Source organism: Paenibacillus sp. FSL R7-0652 (assembly GCF_038595045.1).
In the GTDB taxonomy this organism is placed as follows: domain Bacteria; phylum Bacillota; class Bacilli; order Paenibacillales; family Paenibacillaceae; genus Paenibacillus.
In genome coordinates this window covers 175,443-194,070 of sequence record NZ_CP152001.1, presented here as the reverse complement: position 1 = coordinate 194,070, position 18,628 = coordinate 175,443, and the positions used below count along the sequence as shown (strand labels likewise).

17 protein-coding genes and 1 tRNA gene are annotated in these 18,628 nt (G+C 47.0%); 4 read left to right on the top strand and 14 right to left on the bottom strand.

Annotated elements, in window-relative coordinates:
• Positions 1-441 precede the first annotated feature (441 nt).
• The 7 genes from secG to MKY97_RS00900 form a co-directional block, all read right to left on the bottom strand.
• Entirely contained in the window at positions 442-675 is a 234-nt protein-coding gene (gene secG, locus MKY97_RS00930) for a preprotein translocase subunit SecG (protein WP_111270229.1), read from the bottom strand.
• Between the two features lie 269 nt (positions 676-944).
• Positions 945-2,231: a phosphopyruvate hydratase gene (gene eno / locus MKY97_RS00925; RefSeq protein ID WP_123066178.1), complete on the bottom strand. Its 1,287-nt coding sequence runs from the start codon at positions 2,229-2,231 to the stop codon at positions 945-947.
• 277 nt (positions 2,232-2,508) lie between these two features.
• Positions 2,509-4,053 carry a 2,3-bisphosphoglycerate-independent phosphoglycerate mutase gene (gpmI, locus tag MKY97_RS00920; RefSeq protein ID WP_342553706.1) on the bottom strand — a complete coding sequence of 515 codons (1,545 nt, stop codon included), beginning with the start codon at positions 4,051-4,053 and terminating at the stop codon, positions 2,509-2,511.
• A gap of 1 nt (position 4,054) precedes the next feature.
• Positions 4,055-4,807 (bottom strand): triose-phosphate isomerase, encoded by a 753-nt coding sequence (gene tpiA, locus MKY97_RS00915; protein WP_342553705.1) that lies wholly within the window; start codon positions 4,805-4,807, stop codon positions 4,055-4,057.
• A gap of 33 nt (positions 4,808-4,840) precedes the next feature.
• Positions 4,841-6,022 carry a phosphoglycerate kinase gene (locus MKY97_RS00910; protein WP_342553704.1) on the bottom strand — a complete coding sequence of 394 codons (1,182 nt, stop codon included), beginning with the start codon at positions 6,020-6,022 and terminating at the stop codon, positions 4,841-4,843.
• Positions 6,023-6,171: 149 nt separating this feature from the next.
• A complete protein-coding gene (gap, locus tag MKY97_RS00905; RefSeq protein ID WP_154959906.1) occupies positions 6,172-7,179 on the bottom strand; it encodes a type I glyceraldehyde-3-phosphate dehydrogenase in 1,008 nt (335 codons plus the stop codon).
• Positions 7,180-7,301: 122 nt separating this feature from the next.
• On the bottom strand, positions 7,302-8,327 hold the full coding sequence (locus MKY97_RS00900; protein WP_342553703.1) for a sugar-binding domain-containing protein: 1,026 nt from the start codon (positions 8,325-8,327) through the stop codon (positions 7,302-7,304).
• A 494-nt stretch (positions 8,328-8,821) separates the two neighbouring features.
• On the opposite strand from MKY97_RS00900, the gene MKY97_RS00895 reads away from it, so the two are divergent.
• Positions 8,822-8,896: transfer RNA gene (locus MKY97_RS00895), tRNA-Arg, on the top strand.
• A gap of 180 nt (positions 8,897-9,076) precedes the next feature.
• Positions 9,077-9,673 (top strand): ATP-dependent Clp endopeptidase proteolytic subunit ClpP, encoded by a 597-nt coding sequence (clpP, locus tag MKY97_RS00890; RefSeq protein ID WP_090924795.1) that lies wholly within the window; start codon positions 9,077-9,079, stop codon positions 9,671-9,673.
• A gap of 268 nt (positions 9,674-9,941) precedes the next feature.
• Here clpP and MKY97_RS00885 read toward each other — a convergent pair whose 3' ends face one another.
• The 7 genes from MKY97_RS00885 to MKY97_RS00855 all read right to left on the bottom strand — a co-directional run bounded on the left by MKY97_RS00885 (position 9,942) and on the right by MKY97_RS00855 (position 16,608).
• The gene (locus MKY97_RS00885) at positions 9,942-11,039 is read right to left on the bottom strand and encodes a stalk domain-containing protein (protein ID WP_342553702.1); all 1,098 of its coding nucleotides are present in this window, start codon (positions 11,037-11,039) and stop codon (positions 9,942-9,944) included.
• A gap of 372 nt (positions 11,040-11,411) precedes the next feature.
• The gene (locus MKY97_RS00880) at positions 11,412-12,167 is read right to left on the bottom strand and encodes an SIMPL domain-containing protein (RefSeq protein ID WP_342553701.1); all 756 of its coding nucleotides are present in this window, start codon (positions 12,165-12,167) and stop codon (positions 11,412-11,414) included.
• A 173-nt stretch (positions 12,168-12,340) separates the two neighbouring features.
• Positions 12,341-12,610, bottom strand: a complete 270-nt coding sequence (locus MKY97_RS00875; protein ID WP_342553700.1) for an HPr family phosphocarrier protein — start codon at positions 12,608-12,610, stop codon at positions 12,341-12,343.
• A 151-nt stretch (positions 12,611-12,761) separates the two neighbouring features.
• Positions 12,762-13,700 (bottom strand): DNA-binding protein WhiA, encoded by a 939-nt coding sequence (gene whiA / locus MKY97_RS00870; RefSeq protein ID WP_342553699.1) that lies wholly within the window; start codon positions 13,698-13,700, stop codon positions 12,762-12,764.
• Positions 13,701-13,706: 6 nt separating this feature from the next.
• Entirely contained in the window at positions 13,707-14,693 is a 987-nt protein-coding gene (locus MKY97_RS00865; protein WP_342553698.1) for a YvcK family protein, read from the bottom strand.
• Between the two features lie 13 nt (positions 14,694-14,706).
• Positions 14,707-15,606 (bottom strand): RNase adapter RapZ, encoded by a 900-nt coding sequence (gene rapZ, locus MKY97_RS00860; protein WP_342553697.1) that lies wholly within the window; start codon positions 15,604-15,606, stop codon positions 14,707-14,709.
• A gap of 51 nt (positions 15,607-15,657) precedes the next feature.
• On the bottom strand, positions 15,658-16,608 hold the full coding sequence (locus MKY97_RS00855) for an ROK family glucokinase (RefSeq protein ID WP_123066169.1): 951 nt from the start codon (positions 16,606-16,608) through the stop codon (positions 15,658-15,660).
• Positions 16,609-16,973: 365 nt separating this feature from the next.
• Here MKY97_RS00855 and MKY97_RS00850 point away from each other — a divergent pair, with 365 nt between their 5' ends.
• Both MKY97_RS00850 and MKY97_RS00845 read left to right on the top strand, forming a co-directional pair.
• Entirely contained in the window at positions 16,974-17,888 is a 915-nt protein-coding gene (locus MKY97_RS00850; RefSeq protein ID WP_342553696.1) for an ABC transporter ATP-binding protein, read from the top strand.
• A gap of 1 nt (position 17,889) precedes the next feature.
• Positions 17,890-18,627 (top strand): ABC transporter permease, encoded by a 738-nt coding sequence (locus MKY97_RS00845; RefSeq protein ID WP_342553695.1) that lies wholly within the window; start codon positions 17,890-17,892, stop codon positions 18,625-18,627.
• Position 18,628 lies beyond the last annotated feature (1 nt).

The window sequence follows — 18,628 nt, the reverse complement described above, 5'->3', positions numbered from 1 at the left end:
TCCAGCCCATCCGTACCTGCTCAAAAAACAAAACCACCTTTAGCTGACTGCTGCTTCCAGCCTGACATTTAAGTATGGCTGTTTCAAACAGTTTATGCAGGGAGTACACTGCCCGATCTGATCGGGAACAGACTTTTTGGAAAAATCAGTACAATGCAAGAAGGTACCATTAGAATGCGCAGCGACTGGCAAGGACATGCCTGCCTTACTAAAGGAACTTTTATTAGTGAAAGGGGCATCGAACGGAGTGAGAAGTCAAACCAGTGTTTAGAGTTTTAGAGTTTACATGGAGGACTTCGGCGACGAACAGCATTGTTGTTTTGGTAAACTTTGGGTCAATAAAATTCTATTAAAAAACCTCCGTTTCTGCACGAAACGAAGGTTTATCCGTTAAGCCATTGGCTTCAGCTATTCGATTTGATTCGACGGCTTAAATCCAAGTTACTTGGAGACCACCGTAACAATAATAGCCAAGATCATAAATCCTGCACCCAGTACTACTGTTGCACGTTGCAAGAAAAGATCCAATCCGCGCGCTTTCGTTTTACCGAAAAGATGTTCCGCACCACCGGAGATGGCACCCGCCAAACCAGCGCTTTTCCCGTGCTGCAGCAATACTACAGTGATTAGACCGATCGAGAAAACAACGAGCAGCAATTTCAAAGCAATATCCATTCTTTCCACCTCCTACCCATGTGGGCATAACATCTCACCATAAAAACAGTTACTTTAATTGTAGCACAGCTGTGGTTGTACTACAAGTAGTACAATGCATGCGATTTCTATTTGAAATAGCCATCTTACAGCTTCTGAAAGGCATGCCATATCAAACTTTATCCACGTAATAACCTGCCTACTCATTAGACCCAGCCTCTTACCTGCTGCACCATCATCAAAAAAAGACAAGCCGGTACCCGGCTTGCCCGAAAAGCTGTGTAAACAGCTTATTTTTTGAGGTTGTAGAACCCTTTAAGACCATTGTATTGAGCAAGCTCATCCAATTGATCTTCGATACGAAGCAATTGGTTGTATTTTGCGATACGGTCTGTACGGGAAGGAGCACCTGTTTTGATTTGACCCGCGTTAGTTGCAACAGCAATGTCAGCGATTGTGCTGTCTTCGGACTCACCGGAACGGTGAGAGATTACAGCTGTATATCCTGCACGTTTAGCCATTTCGATTGCATCAAATGTTTCAGTCAATGTACCGATTTGGTTTACTTTGATCAGGATGGAGTTACCGATACCTTGCTCGATACCTCTAGCAAGACGCTCAGTGTTCGTTACGAACAAGTCGTCACCAACGAGCTGTACTTTGTCACCCAATTTTTCAGTGAGCAATTTCCAACCATCCCAGTCATCTTCGGACATACCGTCTTCGATTGTGATGATTGGGTATTTCTCAACCCATGAAGCCAGAAGGTCGACATACTCAGCGGAAGTGTAGGATTTACCTTCACCAGCCAAAGTGTATTTACCATCTTTGTAGAACTCGGTGGAAGCAACGTCCATACCCAGGAATACGTCAACACCTGGTTTGTAACCTGCTTTTTCGATTGCTTCGATGATTGTAGTGATTGCTTCTTCGTTAGACCCCAAGTTTGGTGCGAAACCACCTTCGTCACCTACAGCTGTGTTCAAGCCTTTGGAGCTCAGTACGGATTTCAGGTTGTGGAAGATCTCTGCGCCTACGCGAAGAGCTTCTTTGAAGCTTGGTGCGCCAACTGGCAGTACCATGAACTCTTGTACATCGATGTTGTTGTCCGCGTGCTCACCACCGTTGATGATGTTCATCATTGGTACTGGCAGTGCTTTTGCGTTGAATCCGCCCAAGTAAACATACAGCGGCAATTCCAGAGCGTCAGCAGCAGCACGCGCTACAGCCATGGATACAGCCAGGATTGCGTTTGCACCCAATTTACCTTTGTTTGGCGTACCATCCAAAGCGATCATCAATTTGTCGATACCCAGTTGATCCAACGCATCCATACCGATAACTTCTGGAGCGATGATTTCATTTACGTTTTTAACAGCTTGCAGAACGCCTTTACCGAGGTAACGGGATTTGTCACCATCGCGAAGCTCAACAGCTTCGTGGGCACCAGTGGATGCACCGGATGGAACGATTGCGCGTCCGATTGCGCCGGACTCCAGGTATACTTCAACTTCAACTGTAGGGTTACCGCGGGAGTCGAGGACTTCGCGAGCGTACACGTCAGAAATAATAGTCATGTGTGATAATCTCCTTTAATTTTGAATTTATTTTAATACGTTCAGAATAGGTGAGTTTCACCAAGCCACTCCGCATGCAGCACCATCTTCCAATCGCTGTTATCCCCGGATTCCTTTGAACTTATTTTCATAAGTTGGAATCATGTGATAAAGGCGAAGCGTATGCTTACGATGCCAGCTTTCTTTCGAAAGCTTTTAGCTAACGCTTCTTCAGATTGGTTCTGCCCGCTTCGTTCCAAGTTCCACTCTGTCTTATTCGACAACCTATTAAAACGAATTACTTACGAGTAGCAATAACGGACGTTCCCGTCATTTCTGCCGGTTGTGGCAGCTGCATCAGGTCAAGAATGGTTGGGGCAATATCGGCCAAAATTCCGCCCTCACGCAGCGTTACATTTGGATCAGTCACAATAAATGGAACCGGGTTTGTGGTATGAGCTGTGAACGGGCGTCCCTGCTCATCAAACACCATATCCGCGTTACCGTGATCCGCAGTGATCAGCACTACTCCGCCTTTGGCAAGTACCGCGTCTACAACGCGACCCATGCACTCATCCGTCACTTCAACCGCTTTGATCGTTGGCTCCAGCATACCGGAGTGTCCAACCATGTCGGGGTTAGCAAAGTTCAGGATAATCGCATCGTGTTTATCCGCTTCAATCTCACGGACTGCTGCATCTGCTACTTCATAAGCGCTCATCTCTGGCTGCAGGTCATACGTTGCTACCTTAGGTGAGTTGATCAGCACGCGAGTTTCGCCCGGAAGCTCTACATCGCGGCCGCCGCTGAAGAAGAAGGTTACATGCGGGTATTTCTCAGTTTCAGCAATACGCAGTTGTTTTTTGTTGTTCTGTACCAGCACTTCACCCAGCGTATTGTCGAGGTTCTTCGGCTCGTAAGCCACATAACCTTCAACCGTCTCGCTGAACAATGTCAGGCACACAAAGTGCAAGCCCACTGGGAACTTCGGTCCACGATCGAAACTGCGGAAGTCGGAGTTCGTGAATACTTGCGACAACTGGATTGCACGGTCAGGACGGAAGTTCAGGAAGATAACGGAATCGCCGCTCTCTACCAGACCTACGGGTTCACCATTCGCTTGAACGATAACCGTCGGTTCAACGAACTCGTCAAATACCGATTTCTCATACGATTCTTCAACCGCTTTGAGTGGGTCAGTGTATTTCGGTCCATCACCATAAACGATAGCGCGGTAAGATTTCTCCACACGCTCCCAACGTTTGTCACGGTCCATAGCATAGTAGCGGCCTTGAACCGTTGCGATTTTACCTACACCCACTTCATCAATCTTAGCGATCAGCTTCTGCATGAAGTCTTTACCACTGTCCGGCATAACATCACGGCCATCCAGGAAGGCATGAATATATACTTCGTTCATCTCTTCTTTTTTAGCCAGATCCAGCATAGCGAACAAGTGGTCGATGTGACTATGTACGCCACCATCGGACAACAAGCCGTATAGATGAAGCTTTTTACCGTTCTGTTTCGCTTCGCGCACCGCTTTGACAAGTGTTTCATTGTCGTAGAACTCGCCATCGCGAATCGATTTGGAGATACGGGTCAAATCCTGATATACGATCCGGCCGGCACCAATGTTCAGGTGACCTACTTCGGAGTTCCCCATTTGGCCTTCCGGCAAACCTACAGCCTCACCGCAAGCAGTCAAAGTTGTATGTGGAAACTGGCTCATAAAACGGTCATAGTTCGGTTTTTTGGCTTGCGCTACCGCATTGCCTTCCACCGTGTTACGCAGACCGAAGCCATCCATAATGATCAGTGCTACAGGTTTTGGAGCTGTCATCTTACTTCGCCCCCTCAACAAGCGCGATGAACGAAGCCGGCTGCAAGCTGGCACCGCCAACAAGTGCGCCGTCGATGTCGCTTTGTCCGAGGTATTCTGTTACGTTTTCCGGTTTCACGCTGCCGCCGTATTGAATACGAACCGCATCTGCAACCTGCTCGTTGTACAGATCCTTCACCAATGTACGGATGTAAGCAATAACTTCATTCGCATCTTGGGATGTAGAGGATTTACCTGTACCAATCGCCCAGATAGGCTCATAAGCGATTACAACTTGCGCTGCTTGCTCAGCAGTCAAACCAGCCAGAGCTGCTTCCGTTTGTACCTTGCATACGTCTTTTGTTTGGTTTGCTTCGCGCTCTTCAAGCGTTTCACCGAGGCAGAAGATTGGAGTCAATCCATGACGGAATGCTGCATGCAACTTTTTATTGACAGTCTCATCGGTTTCCGCAAAATATTGACGGCGCTCCGAGTGACCGATAATCACGTAATCTACACCCAGTTCTTTCAGCATGATACCGCTGATTTCACCAGTGAATGCACCGTTGTCTTCGAAGTGAAGATTTTGTGCACCGATTTTGATGTTAGTGCCTTTCACAGCTTCTACCAGGGATGGCAGGTTTGTAAAAGGTGCGCAGATTACTGTTTCTACGCCTGCGACTTCCGCTTTTCCTTTAACTTCCTGAATGAAGTCATTGGATTCGGAAACCGTTTTGAACATTTTCCAGTTACCCGCGATAATTGGTGTTCTCATTGGTTTCAACTCCTTCATGCTATAGCTTAAAGCTTACTTGTCGTTCAATGCAACTACGCCTGGAAGCACTTTGCCTTCCATGAACTCGAGCGATGCACCGCCACCTGTGGAGATGTGGTCCATTTTGTCAGCCAATTTGAACTTCTCAGCTGCTGCTGCAGAGTCGCCTCCGCCGATTACGGTGTAAGCAGATGTTGTAGCACAAGCTTCTGCTACTGCACGAGTACCGTGGGAGAATGGCTCGATTTCGAATACGCCCATAGGTCCGTTCCATACAACCAGTTTGGAGTTTTTAACTACGTCAGCGTAGATCTCACGTGTTTTAGGACCGATGTCGATACCTTCCCAATCTGCAGGAATGTCGCCAACTTCAACGATTTTCGTGTTTGCGTTCGCACTGAAATCGTCAGAGATTACGATATCCACTGGCAGGTAGAAGTTTTTGCCCAGTTTTTTCGCTTTTTCGATAAAGCCAAGTGCTACATCCAATTTGGACTCATCCAGCAAGGATTGACCTACTTCGTGGCCTTGAGCCTTCATGAATGTGTAAGACAAACCGCCACCGATGATTACGTTGTCTGCAATGTTGAGCAGGTTGTCGATCACATCGATTTTGTCTTTTACTTTGGAACCGCCGATAATTGCCGTGAAAGGACGCTCAGGGTTGGAGATCGCTTTACCCAACACATCAAGCTCTTTTTCCATCAACAAACCGGACACTGCCGGAAGCAGGTGAGCGATACCTTCTGTAGAAGCATGTGCTCTGTGAGCCGCACCAAACGCGTCATTAACAAACACGTCAGCCAGTTCGGCGAACTGTTTAGCCAATTCTGGATCATTCTTCTCTTCGCCTGCGTGGAAACGAACGTTCTCAAGCAGCAATACGTCGCCATCTTTCAATGCCGCGACTTGAGCTTTAACCGCTTCACCAACGGAATCATCCGCTTTGGTAACCGGCTTGCCCAGCAATTCAGACAAACGCTCAGCTGCTGGCGTCAAACGCATGGATTCTACAACTTCGCCTTTTGGACGACCCATGTGGCTTGCCAAGATGATTTTAGCACCTTTTTCAATCAGATAATTGATTGTAGGCAGTGTCGCACGAATACGTTTGTCATCTGTAATTTTACCATCTTCAAGCGGCACATTGAAATCTACACGGACGAATACCCGTTTTCCATTCAATTCGATATCACGTACACTTTTTTTGTTCATCTCTATTTCCTCCGCACCCATGTATTTGGTGAACCTTTCAAGAGCTTAATGCCTTGTCAGTCCTGGTGTTCATGAGAAATTTGCAAAAGTTCCATATATAAAGAGCGGAAACAATAACAATCTGTTTCCGCTCTATGTTATTACAGATATTACTTGATCATTTTTGCAAAGTGCTCCAATGTGCGAACCAATTGAGCTGTGTAGGACATTTCGTTGTCATACCAAGCTACAGTTTTAACCAATTGTTGGTCGCCCACTGTCAGAACTTTAGTTTGAGTCGCATCGAACAGGGAACCGTAAGTGATACCCACGATGTCGGAAGATACGATTTCGTCTTCAGTGTATCCGAAAGTTTGTGGATCGGAAGCTTCTTTCATTGCTGCGTTAACTTCTTCAGCTGTTACTTTTTTGCCCAGTACAGTTACCAGCTCAGTCAGGGAACCTGTTGGTGTTGGTACGCGTTGAGCTGCACCATCCAATTTACCTTGCAGTTCAGGGATAACCAGACCGATCGCTTTAGCAGCACCAGTTGTGTTAGGAATGATGTTTTCAGCTGCTGCGCGAGCACGACGGAAGTCACCTTTAGGGTGTGGAGCATCCAATGTGTTTTGGTCGCCAGTGTAAGCGTGAATTGTAGTCATCAAACCTTGAACGATTCCGAATTTGTCCTGCAGTGTTTTTGCCATAGGAGCCAGGCAGTTCGTTGTGCAAGATGCGCCGGAAATTACTGTTTCAGTACCATCAAGGATGTCATGGTTTACGTTGTAAACGATCGTTTTCATGTCGCCAGTAGCTGGTGCGGAGATAACAACTTTCTTAGCTCCACCTTTCAAGTGTTTCTCAGCTGCTTCTTTCGTTGTGAAGAAACCAGTACATTCCAGAACGATATCTACACCCAGGTCTCCCCAAGGCAGTTCTTCAGGATTGCGGTTAGCCAGTACTTTAACTTCTTTGCCGTTCACTTTGAAGAAGCCGTCGTGTACTTCAACATCGCCATCGAAGCGACCTTGAGTTGTATCATATTTGAGCAAATGAGCCAGCATTTTAGCGTCAGTCAAGTCGTTGATTGCTACAACTTCAATGCCCTCTACATTTTGAATACGGCGGAATGCCAAGCGACCAATACGTCCAAAACCGTTAATACCTACTTTAATCATGAGTAAGTTCCTCCCAAGTTTTGATTTAATTTTTTGATAAAACTATATATTCAAGACAGACGGTGAAGTCCGTCAAGACAACAAAATTTGTGTGAAGAAAAAGGTCGTCTCTGATGATCAACCTATTCCATTTCAGCGACGATGATTTCGGCCGCAGCCTCATCTATAATCAGAATATCTTCCTGACCGAAACGCAGTACGGAATGAATGGCAGCCGCCTTGCTCTTGCCGCCCGCAATGCCGATCACCACATCAGTGCGTTCGATATCCTGAAGCCGCATACCCAGTGTAAGCATGGTATGTACCACCTCACCCTGACCATTAAAGTAATACCCGAAGGACTCCGATACAGCACCCTGTTCCTGAAGTTCATCGATGATCTCCGGTGCAAGCTTGCGTCTCTTCGCCATCTCCACAGCATCACCAATACCATGGATCACAATGCGTGATTGCCTGATCAGCTGTAAAATCTCCTGAACACCCGGGTCCTGGATCAGTGATTCATAGGCATGGTCACTAAGCAAATCCGGTACATGCAGGAGTTTATACTGGGCTCCTACCCGCTTTGCCATCGTGGATGCGATCGTATTGGCCTGAATTTCCAGGCTTTCTCCCAGTCCGCCGCGCGCTGGTACAAACCAGACACCCTTAAGCGAAGTAGGTGGCGTGAGTTGTTCAGCGACTTCAGCCGTTGTAGATCCACCCGTAACGGCGACAACGTCGTTGTCACTCATAATACTGCCGAGAGCCTTTGCTCCGGCCCTTCCAAGTTCCCTCTTGGCGTAAGGAGATACGTCCGAATCACCGGGAACGACAACTACCTTTTGCAGACCGTAGGCTTGCTTGATTCGCTCTTCCAGCTCGGATAATCCAAACAGCTCTTTCGCGACAGGTTCTAACTGCTGCAGCAGATTGGAACCCGCCTCACTGATCTTCATACCGGCGCTATCAATTTCGATAAGTCCCTGAGCCTTTAACAGATCGGTCTCAGCTCTCAGAACCCGCTCGGTCATCTGCATGGAATTGGCTAACGTTCTACGCCCAATCACATCCGATAACATGATCTGGTGCAGAATTGTATACCTTTTTTTCAAGACATCCATGAGATCAGGCAGAAGCTGCTTTTGCACTTCTAAAATCGTTCGCATGCTTTCCACTCCCGCAAGCTTCTCGCTCCAAGCTTCTTTCATGGCCCTAAAATGTCCCGGGTTAACTTTTTAAGTCCCACGTTCATTCTACCTAAAACTGACGCGATATGCAAGTGTTTCGAATGCTTATTTCGACACGTTCATAGGCTTCTGTACGCGCCTATTTTCACAACCTCTGCTCATGAGGATAAAATATGAGTTTTCACACCATATATAGAAGAAGGACATCAATCTCATCTATATCTTGCAACCTTCATATTTCATATGGCATGTCCAAAACCTCTTATAGCATGTACCTAAACCCAAGCTTTATCCATTCTTAATTATCATGATCATATCCGAAGCAATTCAAACCACCTGCAAAACAGCTTATAGCCCGTATAGAAGAATGATAATTTTATCGACTGCCAAAAAATCATGCGCCCTTTACTACAAGCAGCAGCTTGCAATTCACCACTTCATAAGCTATAATCATTATTGCTGTCACATTATTTGCGCCCGTGGTCCAATGGATATGACGTAGGCCTCCGAAGCCTGAGATCCAAGTTCGATTCTTGGCGGGCGCGCCATCTAAGTTTTAACAGCTCATAATGCAATTAACCAACGAAACCGGAAAGGTTTCTTTTTTTTCAAAGTTAGTTTGACTTTCTTTGACTTTTTGTTTGAGATTGTTTATGATGTGGTTAATACGGTAACAGTTTAAGTATAAACACCAATTTAACTTTTACATTTCCGAGGAGGTTTTTCACGTGAGTTATATTCCAATGGTCGTTGAACAGAGCAACCGGGGTGAGCGCGCCTATGATATTTATTCCAGATTGCTGAAGGATCGTATCATTTTTCTTGGCAGCGACGTGAATGACGTTGTGGCGAATGCCATCATGGCACAGATGTTGTTCTTGGCAGCCGAAGATCCGGAGAAAGACATTCACTTATACATCAACAGCCCAGGCGGATCGATCACAGCGGGTATGGCAATCTACGATACAATGCAGTTCATTAAACCGGATGTATCTACAATCTGCGTAGGTATGGCGGCATCCATGGGTGCATTCCTGCTGAATGCCGGTGCAAAAGGCAAACGTTTCGCGCTGCCGAACAGTGAAATTATGATCCACCAACCTCTCGGTGGTGCACAAGGTCAAGCATCGGATATCGAAATCCGTGCACGCCGCATCCTGAAAATGCGCGATACGCTCAACCGCATCATCTCTGAACGTACGGGCCAACCACTGGAACGCATCGAAAAAGATACAGATCGTGACTACTTCATGAGCGCTGCTGAAGCAGCCGATTACGGTATCATCGATAAAGTAATCCAAAATGTAGGCTCCCAAGGCATCTAATTCGCGGCCTGTAGGCTTGCAGTGTTATCCCGGGGCGGGCTTCACCAATATATGGTGAGTCCGCCCCGCGTTTATGTCTGGCAGCGAGACAGCATCACCACTCGCCACTGGAGTGTGCTGTCTGTACAAATAAGAAGCCCCTTTCACAATATAGTGAGAGGGGCTTCTTATTTTATATTTTGCGAGAAGAAAGAATAAGTGCTGTTAATTGAGCGTAGCTTAGACGATTTTACAGCCCACTTACTTACTTACTTACTTACTTACTTACTTACTTGTCGGATGCGGCACTGCCAAATGGTTCAGTACCCTTAGGCAGAATTTCCTTATAAGTGAATTTCATCTCAGGAAAACCTTCGGCATATGCTGTGTACTCATACAGCTGGAAGAACACCACTACACCAGATGGGGTCACATAGAAGTCCTGATCTTTGTTGAGACCTTTGTAGCCGCTCAAATATCCCGTGTTCGCTTTCAGCTGCTCGCCAACTTTTTTGCTGATGGTTTCACGCATGGATTTGCTGTTTCCAATCACGTCATCCAGCGTCAATTCCTTACCTGTATCGAGTGCAAATGTGTGCCCTGTGCGATACGTCATACCGTGCGCTCCTGCATAGTCTTCGTAACGCTGCGTAATCAGACCCAGCACGCCGTTCTCATTATAAGTCACCACATACGACGTTTCGAATGCATATGGGCGTTCCGCCGTAGCTCCGCCGAATTCAGACGTCTGTTTTTTAAAAGCAGCTGCTGCCTTATCCACCTCATCTTTGAGCACTTTGTTGATTGCCGCTTCAGCCTCTTTGCTCGCCAGTCCGCTCACCTGCGGATACTGAACATCCACCTCCGCGTTTTTAACCGTCATATTTACTTTTGTTGACTTCACCTTCACGTTGTTCTGCTTCACTTTGCTCAGGGTCAATGTTTTCGTTTTGGCATCCCAGCTGCCCTGCACGCCCAAATAATCTCTCATGGCAGAGAAGGGAATATACAACCGGCCCTGGATCAATTTTGCTTCCACCTGAGGATAAAAACCGTTAATATACACGTTTGGCTGCCCATCCATCAGACTAACGGTCATGGCGTTATTCGCCGCGGTAACCGTGTATGACTTCGTTTTGGCATCATATTTCAATGTACCACCCGCCACATCCTTAACCGCTGTCAGTGACACCCATGTCGAACCACCTTGGAGCAGGCCTTTTTGCGTCAGCGTTTTACCACCTGATTTTAGCGTCACCTCAGCTGGTGCGGTTACTTTGGAAGATACGGATGCCGCTTGAACAGATTGGTCCACCCATGCGGTGCTTCCTCCCATAATTACACCTGCTGCCAATAATGCACTCGTCCACTTTTTCCATGTTTTCATCTATAAAAACTCCTCTCTGATATTCCAATAGGTTTATTGCGTATGTAAAAATATAGTTTAGATTGCATAGGCCATACGCTTACCTCTTTATTATAATTAACCCTCTTTCGGAAAGGTTTACATCTCCAGTTACAATGTTGATGAAAATCATGCTGAAAAAAAAGCAGAAAATGAACATTTTGTCACGAACAAATAGACAAAAACGACACGATTTTCCCCACCATTCTGTTGGCTTTCCGTACGAAGCGCTCGCTCGCTTCCTCAAAGTGTGCATGTGCAACAAAAAAAGCACTGCCTGAGCGGCAGTACTTTTGTCATTATTTTAAAATCTTGATATTTAATCATTTCAAGTCTGCGATGGGGCAGATTTCATTATTTCATCTCATAAGTGATATTCAGAACGGTGCTCACTTTGACCTGACCGGCTTCGATCTGCGTGCCTGCGTTAGAATCACTTTCTGATTTGGACATCAAAGCTTCGTTCGCATAGAGCACGGGGACATTAGCGTCTGGCTGACTTACCGAAAGCACTGTGCCGAGCTCGCGTTTAACCGCTTTGGCAATAGCTCCTGCTTTTACATCTGCATTGGCTACAGCCTTGGCAATTACCTCGGATTCGTATCTCTCGGGATTCTCTACCGTGAAGCGTACGTTCTCAATATTGTTAGCTCCCGCCTGGGATGCTGCATCCAGCAGTTCGCCAATCTTGTCCATATCGCGGTATGTCACCGTCAATGTATGATGTGCTGTGTATCCTTTGACTTTTTGTCCATCTTTCTCATTGTACGTGTAGTTCGGCTGCACGTAGAATTGGCTTGTTTGAATATCATCTGCATTGATCTTCCAAGTGTTTTTCAGCAGATTGGTCACTTTTTGAATTTTAGCGGCATTCGCTTTTTGGGCTGATGCTGCAGTCTCGGCTGCGCTGTTCACACCGATCGAGAGATAAGCAATATCCGGCTTCACCTGAATCTCACCTTTACCTACAACATTAATGACATTCTGCTGAACTCCCTGAACTTCCGCTGCATACGCATAGTTTCCTGGAGCAACATACGCTGTCCCTCCAACCAGCAGCGAACTGGCCACAAGCACTGCACCAAACGGTTTCATCCATTGTTTAGCCATTATGATTAGCCTCCTCATTATGTTAACTTCTCAAACTTGAAGCGATTTGATACCTTAACAGACGGGACAAATTCCATAATGTTGCACTTGACGGTGCTGATTATATACAATTTTATATGAAACGCAAAAAAGCCCCTTGCGGGACTTCTTCATTCGTTCACTGGTGTTAAATACTATTGGTTTTCAAGCTCTTCCTTGCTTACCAGACTAACTAAAGCGTTTACAGCCTGATCGGCATCCGCGCCTTCTGCACTGATCTGGATTTCCGTACCTGTACTGATCGCAAGGCTCATGATTCCCATGATGCTTTTTGCATTCACTTTTTTATCGTCCTTCTCGACGAACACTTCAGATGAGTACTTATTCGCCTCTTGCACGAACAGTGCCGCAGGTCTGGCATGGAGACCCGTTTTCAAACGGACAACTACCGGGTGCTTTGTCATAGAAACTTACCCCCTATTATAAAATCTGGACATTAAATACACAATTATATTTATACAACATTATACCATTAACCGGTGCAGGACACTAGAAGAAAAAACGCAGCCTGCTTCTGCGGGCAGAAAGCAGCTGTCACATTCTCTTCACAAACGGTTAACTGTATCGTTCTGCACGCACTTTCTCAGCCAATTCATCAATTTTCCGCAGTCGATGGTTCACTCCTGATTTGCTCACCGTACCCTTCAGCAATTCGCCAACTTCCTTCAGATTGATATCTGGATGAGCGAGCCTGACCTCTGCTACTTCACGCAGCTTATCCGGCAGCGACTCCAAACCTACTTCTTTCTGCAGTAATCGGATATTGTCAATCTGTCTGACCGCTGCCCCGATCGTCTTGTTCAGATTGGCTGTCTCACAGTTAACGATCCGATTCACCGAATTACGCATGTCCCGCATAATTCGCACATCCTCAAATTTGAACAGGGCCTGGTGAGCTCCTATGATGCTGAGCAGCTCAATGATTTTCTCACCTTCCTTAATGTATAGGATGAATCCTTTTTTCCTTTCTATACACCGGGCATTGAGATGAAATTCATTGGCCAGATCCACTAGGGCCTGGCAGTGCTCCTCATACATCGAGGCGATCTCCAGATGATATGACGAACCTTCCGGGTTATTTACCGATCCTCCTGCCAGAAAGGCACCGCGAAGATATGCCCGCTTACAGCAGTTTTTCTTCAACATCTCTTCGTTAATGCCTGGCGTAAACAGGAACCCTTCGGAAACAATTCGGAGCTCCTTTAAAATCTCCTGAACCATCGTCGGAACACGAACAATATATACATTGTTCTTTTTCAGCCGCATTTTCTTGCGAACCAGCAATTCCGTATGCACTTGAAAATGCTTTTTAAGCAGAGAGTATGCCCTTCTTGCGATCGCAGCATTCTCCGTCGAAATATCCAAGATGACTTTTTTATTCGATAACTGCACCGCACCTAGCATACGGATGAGGGCTGAAAGTTCCGCCTGTTCGCAGCACGCTTCACTCTCGATCATCGTTAATTCTTTTTTGGTTTGTGCTGCAAATGACATGGGACTTCACCTCTTCCGTAACATCCAATTTTGAACCAGCTGATAAATATGATGACTGAGCTTATCAGCATCATGGCGCAGATAGGTTTTGAACAGAACCAGCGTGTCTGCAACAACCTGATACCCTGAGCTTTTAAGTACATTCATATCAAGTACAACCGGTTTTGCACCTTTTTCCGCATATTTATTCTGCACCTGCAGCGGAATATCCCCATTGTTTACGATCACGTAGTCAAAAAGCTGATGCCCAATGTGCTCGTGAACAGCCTTAAGATGATCACTTACCGTATAATTATCGGTTTCACCCGGCTGTGTCATTACGTTGCAGATAAACATCTTCACTGCATCTGCCTCCACAACTGCTTCTGCCAGTTTGGGCACAAGCAAATTCGGAAGGATACTTGTATAGAGACTGCCGGGGCCAATCAGAATCGCATCAGCCTGGCGTATTGCCTCTACAGCCTCTGGCAACGGCTCCACGTGATCCGGTTCAAGGAAAACGCGTTTAATGCGTCCGCCGGCTTCCGGGATTTTGGACTCGCCTGTAACAATCGATCCATCCTCCATCTCGGCATGCAGCACAACAGCCTGACCTGCTGCAGGAAGTACCTGACCCCTAACGGCAAACACGCGGCTAAGCTCCCGCACAGCGGTTACAAAGTCGCCTGATATATCCGTCATTGCAGCCAATATTAAATTCCCCAGGCTGTGGCCTGCAAGCCCCGCGCCTGTGTTGAAACGATATTTTAACATGTCCGAAAGCAGTGGTTCAACATCTGCAAGCGCAGTAAGCACGTTACGAATGTCGCCTGGAGGCGGCATTTGAAGCTCACTGCGCAGGATGCCTGAACTCCCACCGTCATCTGCAACCGTAACAATGGCCGTGATATCCATCGGTTTTTCCTTCAAACCGCGCAGCATCACGGATAACCCGGTTCCACCGCCCATTACAACGATTCTCGGACGTTCTCTACGTGGTCCGGCCTCTTTCATCCCTTCACCCTCTTCAATGACGGTCCCGGTCAGCGTCGCGATGGCTTACGGTAACAGCTTCAGTCTCACTGCTTCCGAGCATTTTGCCCAAATATTCCGATATCGCTACCGAACGATGCTTGCCTCCGGTACAGCCGATTCCAATAATAACCTGGCTTTTGCCTTCCTTCCGGTATTGCGGAATCAGAAAATGCAGCATATCCAGCAGCTTGGTCAGAAACGCCTGTGTTTCAGGCCATTTCATGACGTATTCATATACTTCACTATTCTGCCCCGTATTTGGCCGCAAATGATCAATATAATGCGGGTTCGGCAAAAAACGAACATCAAATACGAGATCTGCATCAATCGGGATACCGTATTTGAACCCGAAAGACGTTATATTCACCGACAGCATCCGGCTCTCCAGGTGTGAGAAACGCGAAATGATACGCTCCTTCAATTGAGCTGGCTTCATCGTGCTGGTATTCAGCACCTGTGTTGCTGAATTTTTGAGCTCCTCCAGCATTTTGCGCTCCAGCTTGATCCCGTCGAGCGGCATGCCCTCGGGTGCCAGTGGATGTCTGCGTCTGCTCTCTTTATAACGCTGCACCAGCACAGAATCCGTTGCATCCAGAAATAAAATTTCGCAATGAATTGTAAAATGGTCCTTGATATAATTCAAAGACTCGGACAATGCCGTGAAAAATTCCCGTCCCCGCAGATCGATAACAAGTGCTACTTTACCGATCTTGCCATTGGACTGTTCAATCAGTTCCGCGAATTTGGGAATCAAAACAGGCGGTAAATTATCCACACAGAAAAAACCCAGATCCTCCAGGCTCTGCACAGCTATCGTTTTACCCGCTCCGGACATACCCGTAATGATAATGAGCGTGGCGCCTGTGCCTGGTGAGCCTTCACCGTCAAGCATAAATGTCCCCTCCTTATCATATTGCTGTCGGATTATCGTGCTGCGAGGTTACTACGAACGCAAGAGGAGACCTGCCGCACCTACGATACCTGCATCATTCCCCAGTGTAGCTTCCAAAATCTGAACACCCTGCTGCAGCGGCTCCGGCGTCAATTGAGCGAACACGGTGCGGATCTCATCAAACAGGAAATCCCCCGCTTTGGATACACCACCGCCAACAATGAACAATTCCGGATTCAGTACCGCTGCTACTGTTGCCATGGATTTACCTAAGTAGTATGCCGCACGGTTTACAATCCGCAGGGCTACTTCATCACCCGCTTTGGCCGCATCAAATACTTCCTTGGCAGCAATTTTGTCTACCAAAGCAAGTGACGTATGGTCGCCACGCTCTACGGCATCCTTCGCCATTCGAATGATTCCCGTTGCAGACGATACCGTCTCCACACACCCCATTTTGCCACAGCCGCACTTGATCGCTTCCAGATCGGGCACCACACTGATGTGTCCCAGTTCCCCTGCCATACCGGAAAAACCTTGATAGATCTTACCATTGAGAATGAGACCGCCGCCAACGCCTGTACCGAGTGTAAAGCATACACAATTGTCTACACCCTTGCCTGCTCCAGCCCAAGCTTCACCGAGAGCAGCAACATTCGCATCATTATCTATTTTGACAGGCTTGCCCAGACGTTCTTCCAGAACCGAACGAATGGCTACATTCCGAAATCCGATGTTAGGAGCATGAACAATAATCCCCTCGCGTACATTCGTGAAACCGGCAACTCCTGCACCGACACCTTCAAGCTGTTCCCAGCTGTATGGCGATTCGGCTACAATATGACGGACATACTTCTCGATGTTGGCGATAACCGTGTCAACGCCCTGATCCACTTCAGTCGGTCCTTCATACGTATGCATAAGCTGACCTTGATCATCACATATACCGACCTTGATTGCTGTTCCGCCGAGATCGACCCCAACGTAGATTTTCTCAGACATGCTGCAAGCCACCTTTATCTATCTAAAATAGTTTAAGTCCTACGTACCAACTATAATTGAAGGATACGCCGGGGTCAAGACGAGAAGACCTCACGCACATCATGCTTTGGCAGGGTTGTGAACGATATCACCTTCCCTTTTTGAATACGTATACATTCTTCCTGTACTCTATTAAAATGCCTCGCTTCCTCCCTCCCTATTAGAAAAGGAATCCTCTCAACTCATGATATTTCATCGTCACGCGTTCCATTCATACAAAATGACAATTGTCATCTGATATTCATGACAATGTTTACTAAACCCTTCACGTCCTCACAAGTAAGATAAATGTATAACATTTGACCAGACGAAGGACGTGATGATACATGAATTCACCTAAAACTGTGATACAGCTGGATAATGTCAGCAAACAGTTCGGAAATAAACAAGCTGTCCACCAAGTTTCACTCAAAATAAACCGAGGATCAATCACCGCTATTCTTGGCCCCAACGGTGCAGGCAAAACGACCACCATCAAGATGATGCTGGGTCTTACCAGCCCTTCTGCAGGCGAAATTACCATTCTTGGCATGCCCCCGGGTCACAAGCAGGTGCTGCAGCGAATCGGCGTCATGATGCAGGATGTCAGTGTGATGGACTTCCTTACCGTACGCGAGATTATTCGCATGGTACGAAGTTACTATCCGGCTCCGCTTGATACTGCATCACTTGAGAAATTAACCGGGCTTGCCCCGGCTGATCTGAACCGAAGAGCAGAGAAGCTGTCCGGGGGACAGAAGCGCAGTCTGAATTTTGCTCTGGCTATGACCGGCAACCCCGACATTCTTTTTTTCGACGAGCCTACTGTTGGCCTGGATTCAGAGACCCGCAGAGCATTCTGGGCCAAGATTCGAACCCTTGCACAGCAGGGCAAGACCGTAGTCTTCACCACGCATTATTTGCAGGAAGCCGATGAAGCGGCTGATCGGATTATTCTGTTTAATGAAGGGGCTATTGCCGCAGACGGAACGCCTGAGCAGATCAAAAGCGGTATGACCAAGCGAATGTTGTCCTTCACCTATGCTCCTTTTCTTGAAAATCAAACCTGGATCGAAAAATTGTCCGGCGTAGATCGCGTGCAGTATCACCAGAATCGGTGCATTCTTCATAGTAAAGACACCGACGCGCTGATTCGCCAGATTATAACGATGCAGCTTCCCGTTCAGGATATCCGCATTGAAGCCGGACAGCTGGACGATGCCTATGCATCGATGATTAATAAAGCGAAGGAGGAGCAGTAACATGTCCATGCTGATTGCCCAATCCCGTGCGGAGATGGTTCGAATGATCCGCAACGTCTACTTTGTATTCTGGTCCTTGCTGATACCGGTCCTGTTTTACATTCTATATACACGTATATTTACAACAGACGCTGTAGATGCCGAGGCCTGGAATGCACATTATCTCATGTCCATGACCTGCTTCAGTGTGATGGGCTCGTCCATTATGACTCTAGGCATTCGCCTCGTGCAGGAAAGAGCCCATGGCTGGGTTACTTACCTGAGGGTTACGCCGCTCCCGAATTCCATTTATTTTGGAGGCAAAATGATCGGCCAGACCTTCATCCACATATGCTCGATTATAGTCATCTTCACATCAGGTTACTTGATTAACGGTGTCTCTCTTACTTTTTCACAGTGGGTCGGTTCTGCACTCTGGATTCTTGCAGGCTCCCTGCCTTTTCTTGCCCTAGGCACATGCATTGGCACGCTGCGCCGAGTAGATACGGCGAGTGGATTAAGCAACGCCATATATCTCTCCCTCGCCCTGCTCGGAGGGATGTGGATGCCGCTTGACGTGATGCCAGAATGGCTTGCACAGATTGGCCGCTGGCTCCCTTCTTATAGTTTTGGCAATGGTGCATGGGTCATTATCAGTGGTGATATGCCGCAATTGCGGGACATCCTTCTTTTAGGAGGCTATCTAGCGGTATTTATGTTACTATCCACATATATCCGCAGCAGACAGAAGGAGGCGTAAA

What these genes read in the sequence shown, in the direction of transcription:
- MKY97_RS00865 (WP_342553698.1), bottom strand. Translation starts at nt 14,693, where the DNA reads ATGAAAGAGGCCGGACCACGTAGAGAACGTCCGAGAATCGTTGTAATG.
- MKY97_RS00880 (WP_342553701.1), bottom strand. Translation starts at nt 12,167, where the DNA reads ATGGCTAAACAATGGATGAAACCGTTTGGTGCAGTGCTTGTGGCCAGT.
- MKY97_RS00885 (WP_342553702.1), bottom strand. Translation starts at nt 11,039, where the DNA reads ATGAAAACATGGAAAAAGTGGACGAGTGCATTATTGGCAGCAGGTGTA.
- tpiA (WP_342553705.1), bottom strand. Translation starts at nt 4,807, where the DNA reads ATGAGAACACCAATTATCGCGGGTAACTGGAAAATGTTCAAAACGGTT.
- gap (WP_154959906.1), bottom strand. Translation starts at nt 7,179, where the DNA reads ATGATTAAAGTAGGTATTAACGGTTTTGGACGTATTGGTCGCTTGGCA.
- MKY97_RS00845 (WP_342553695.1), top strand. Translation starts at nt 17,890, where the DNA reads ATGTCCATGCTGATTGCCCAATCCCGTGCGGAGATGGTTCGAATGATC.
- whiA (WP_342553699.1), bottom strand. Translation starts at nt 13,700, where the DNA reads ATGTCATTTGCAGCACAAACCAAAAAAGAATTAACGATGATCGAGAGT.
- secG (WP_111270229.1), bottom strand. Translation starts at nt 675, where the DNA reads ATGGATATTGCTTTGAAATTGCTGCTCGTTGTTTTCTCGATCGGTCTA.
- MKY97_RS00910 (WP_342553704.1), bottom strand. Translation starts at nt 6,022, where the DNA reads ATGAACAAAAAAAGTGTACGTGATATCGAATTGAATGGAAAACGGGTA.
- MKY97_RS00875 (WP_342553700.1), bottom strand. Translation starts at nt 12,610, where the DNA reads ATGACAAAGCACCCGGTAGTTGTCCGTTTGAAAACGGGTCTCCATGCC.
- eno (WP_123066178.1), bottom strand. Translation starts at nt 2,231, where the DNA reads ATGACTATTATTTCTGACGTGTACGCTCGCGAAGTCCTCGACTCCCGC.
- MKY97_RS00855 (WP_123066169.1), bottom strand. Translation starts at nt 16,608, where the DNA reads ATGTCTGAGAAAATCTACGTTGGGGTCGATCTCGGCGGAACAGCAATC.
- gpmI (WP_342553706.1), bottom strand. Translation starts at nt 4,053, where the DNA reads ATGACAGCTCCAAAACCTGTAGCACTGATCATTATGGATGGCTTCGGT.
- rapZ (WP_342553697.1), bottom strand. Translation starts at nt 15,606, where the DNA reads ATGCTTGACGGTGAAGGCTCACCAGGCACAGGCGCCACGCTCATTATC.
- MKY97_RS00900 (WP_342553703.1), bottom strand. Translation starts at nt 8,327, where the DNA reads ATGCGAACGATTTTAGAAGTGCAAAAGCAGCTTCTGCCTGATCTCATG.
- MKY97_RS00850 (WP_342553696.1), top strand. Translation starts at nt 16,974, where the DNA reads ATGAATTCACCTAAAACTGTGATACAGCTGGATAATGTCAGCAAACAG.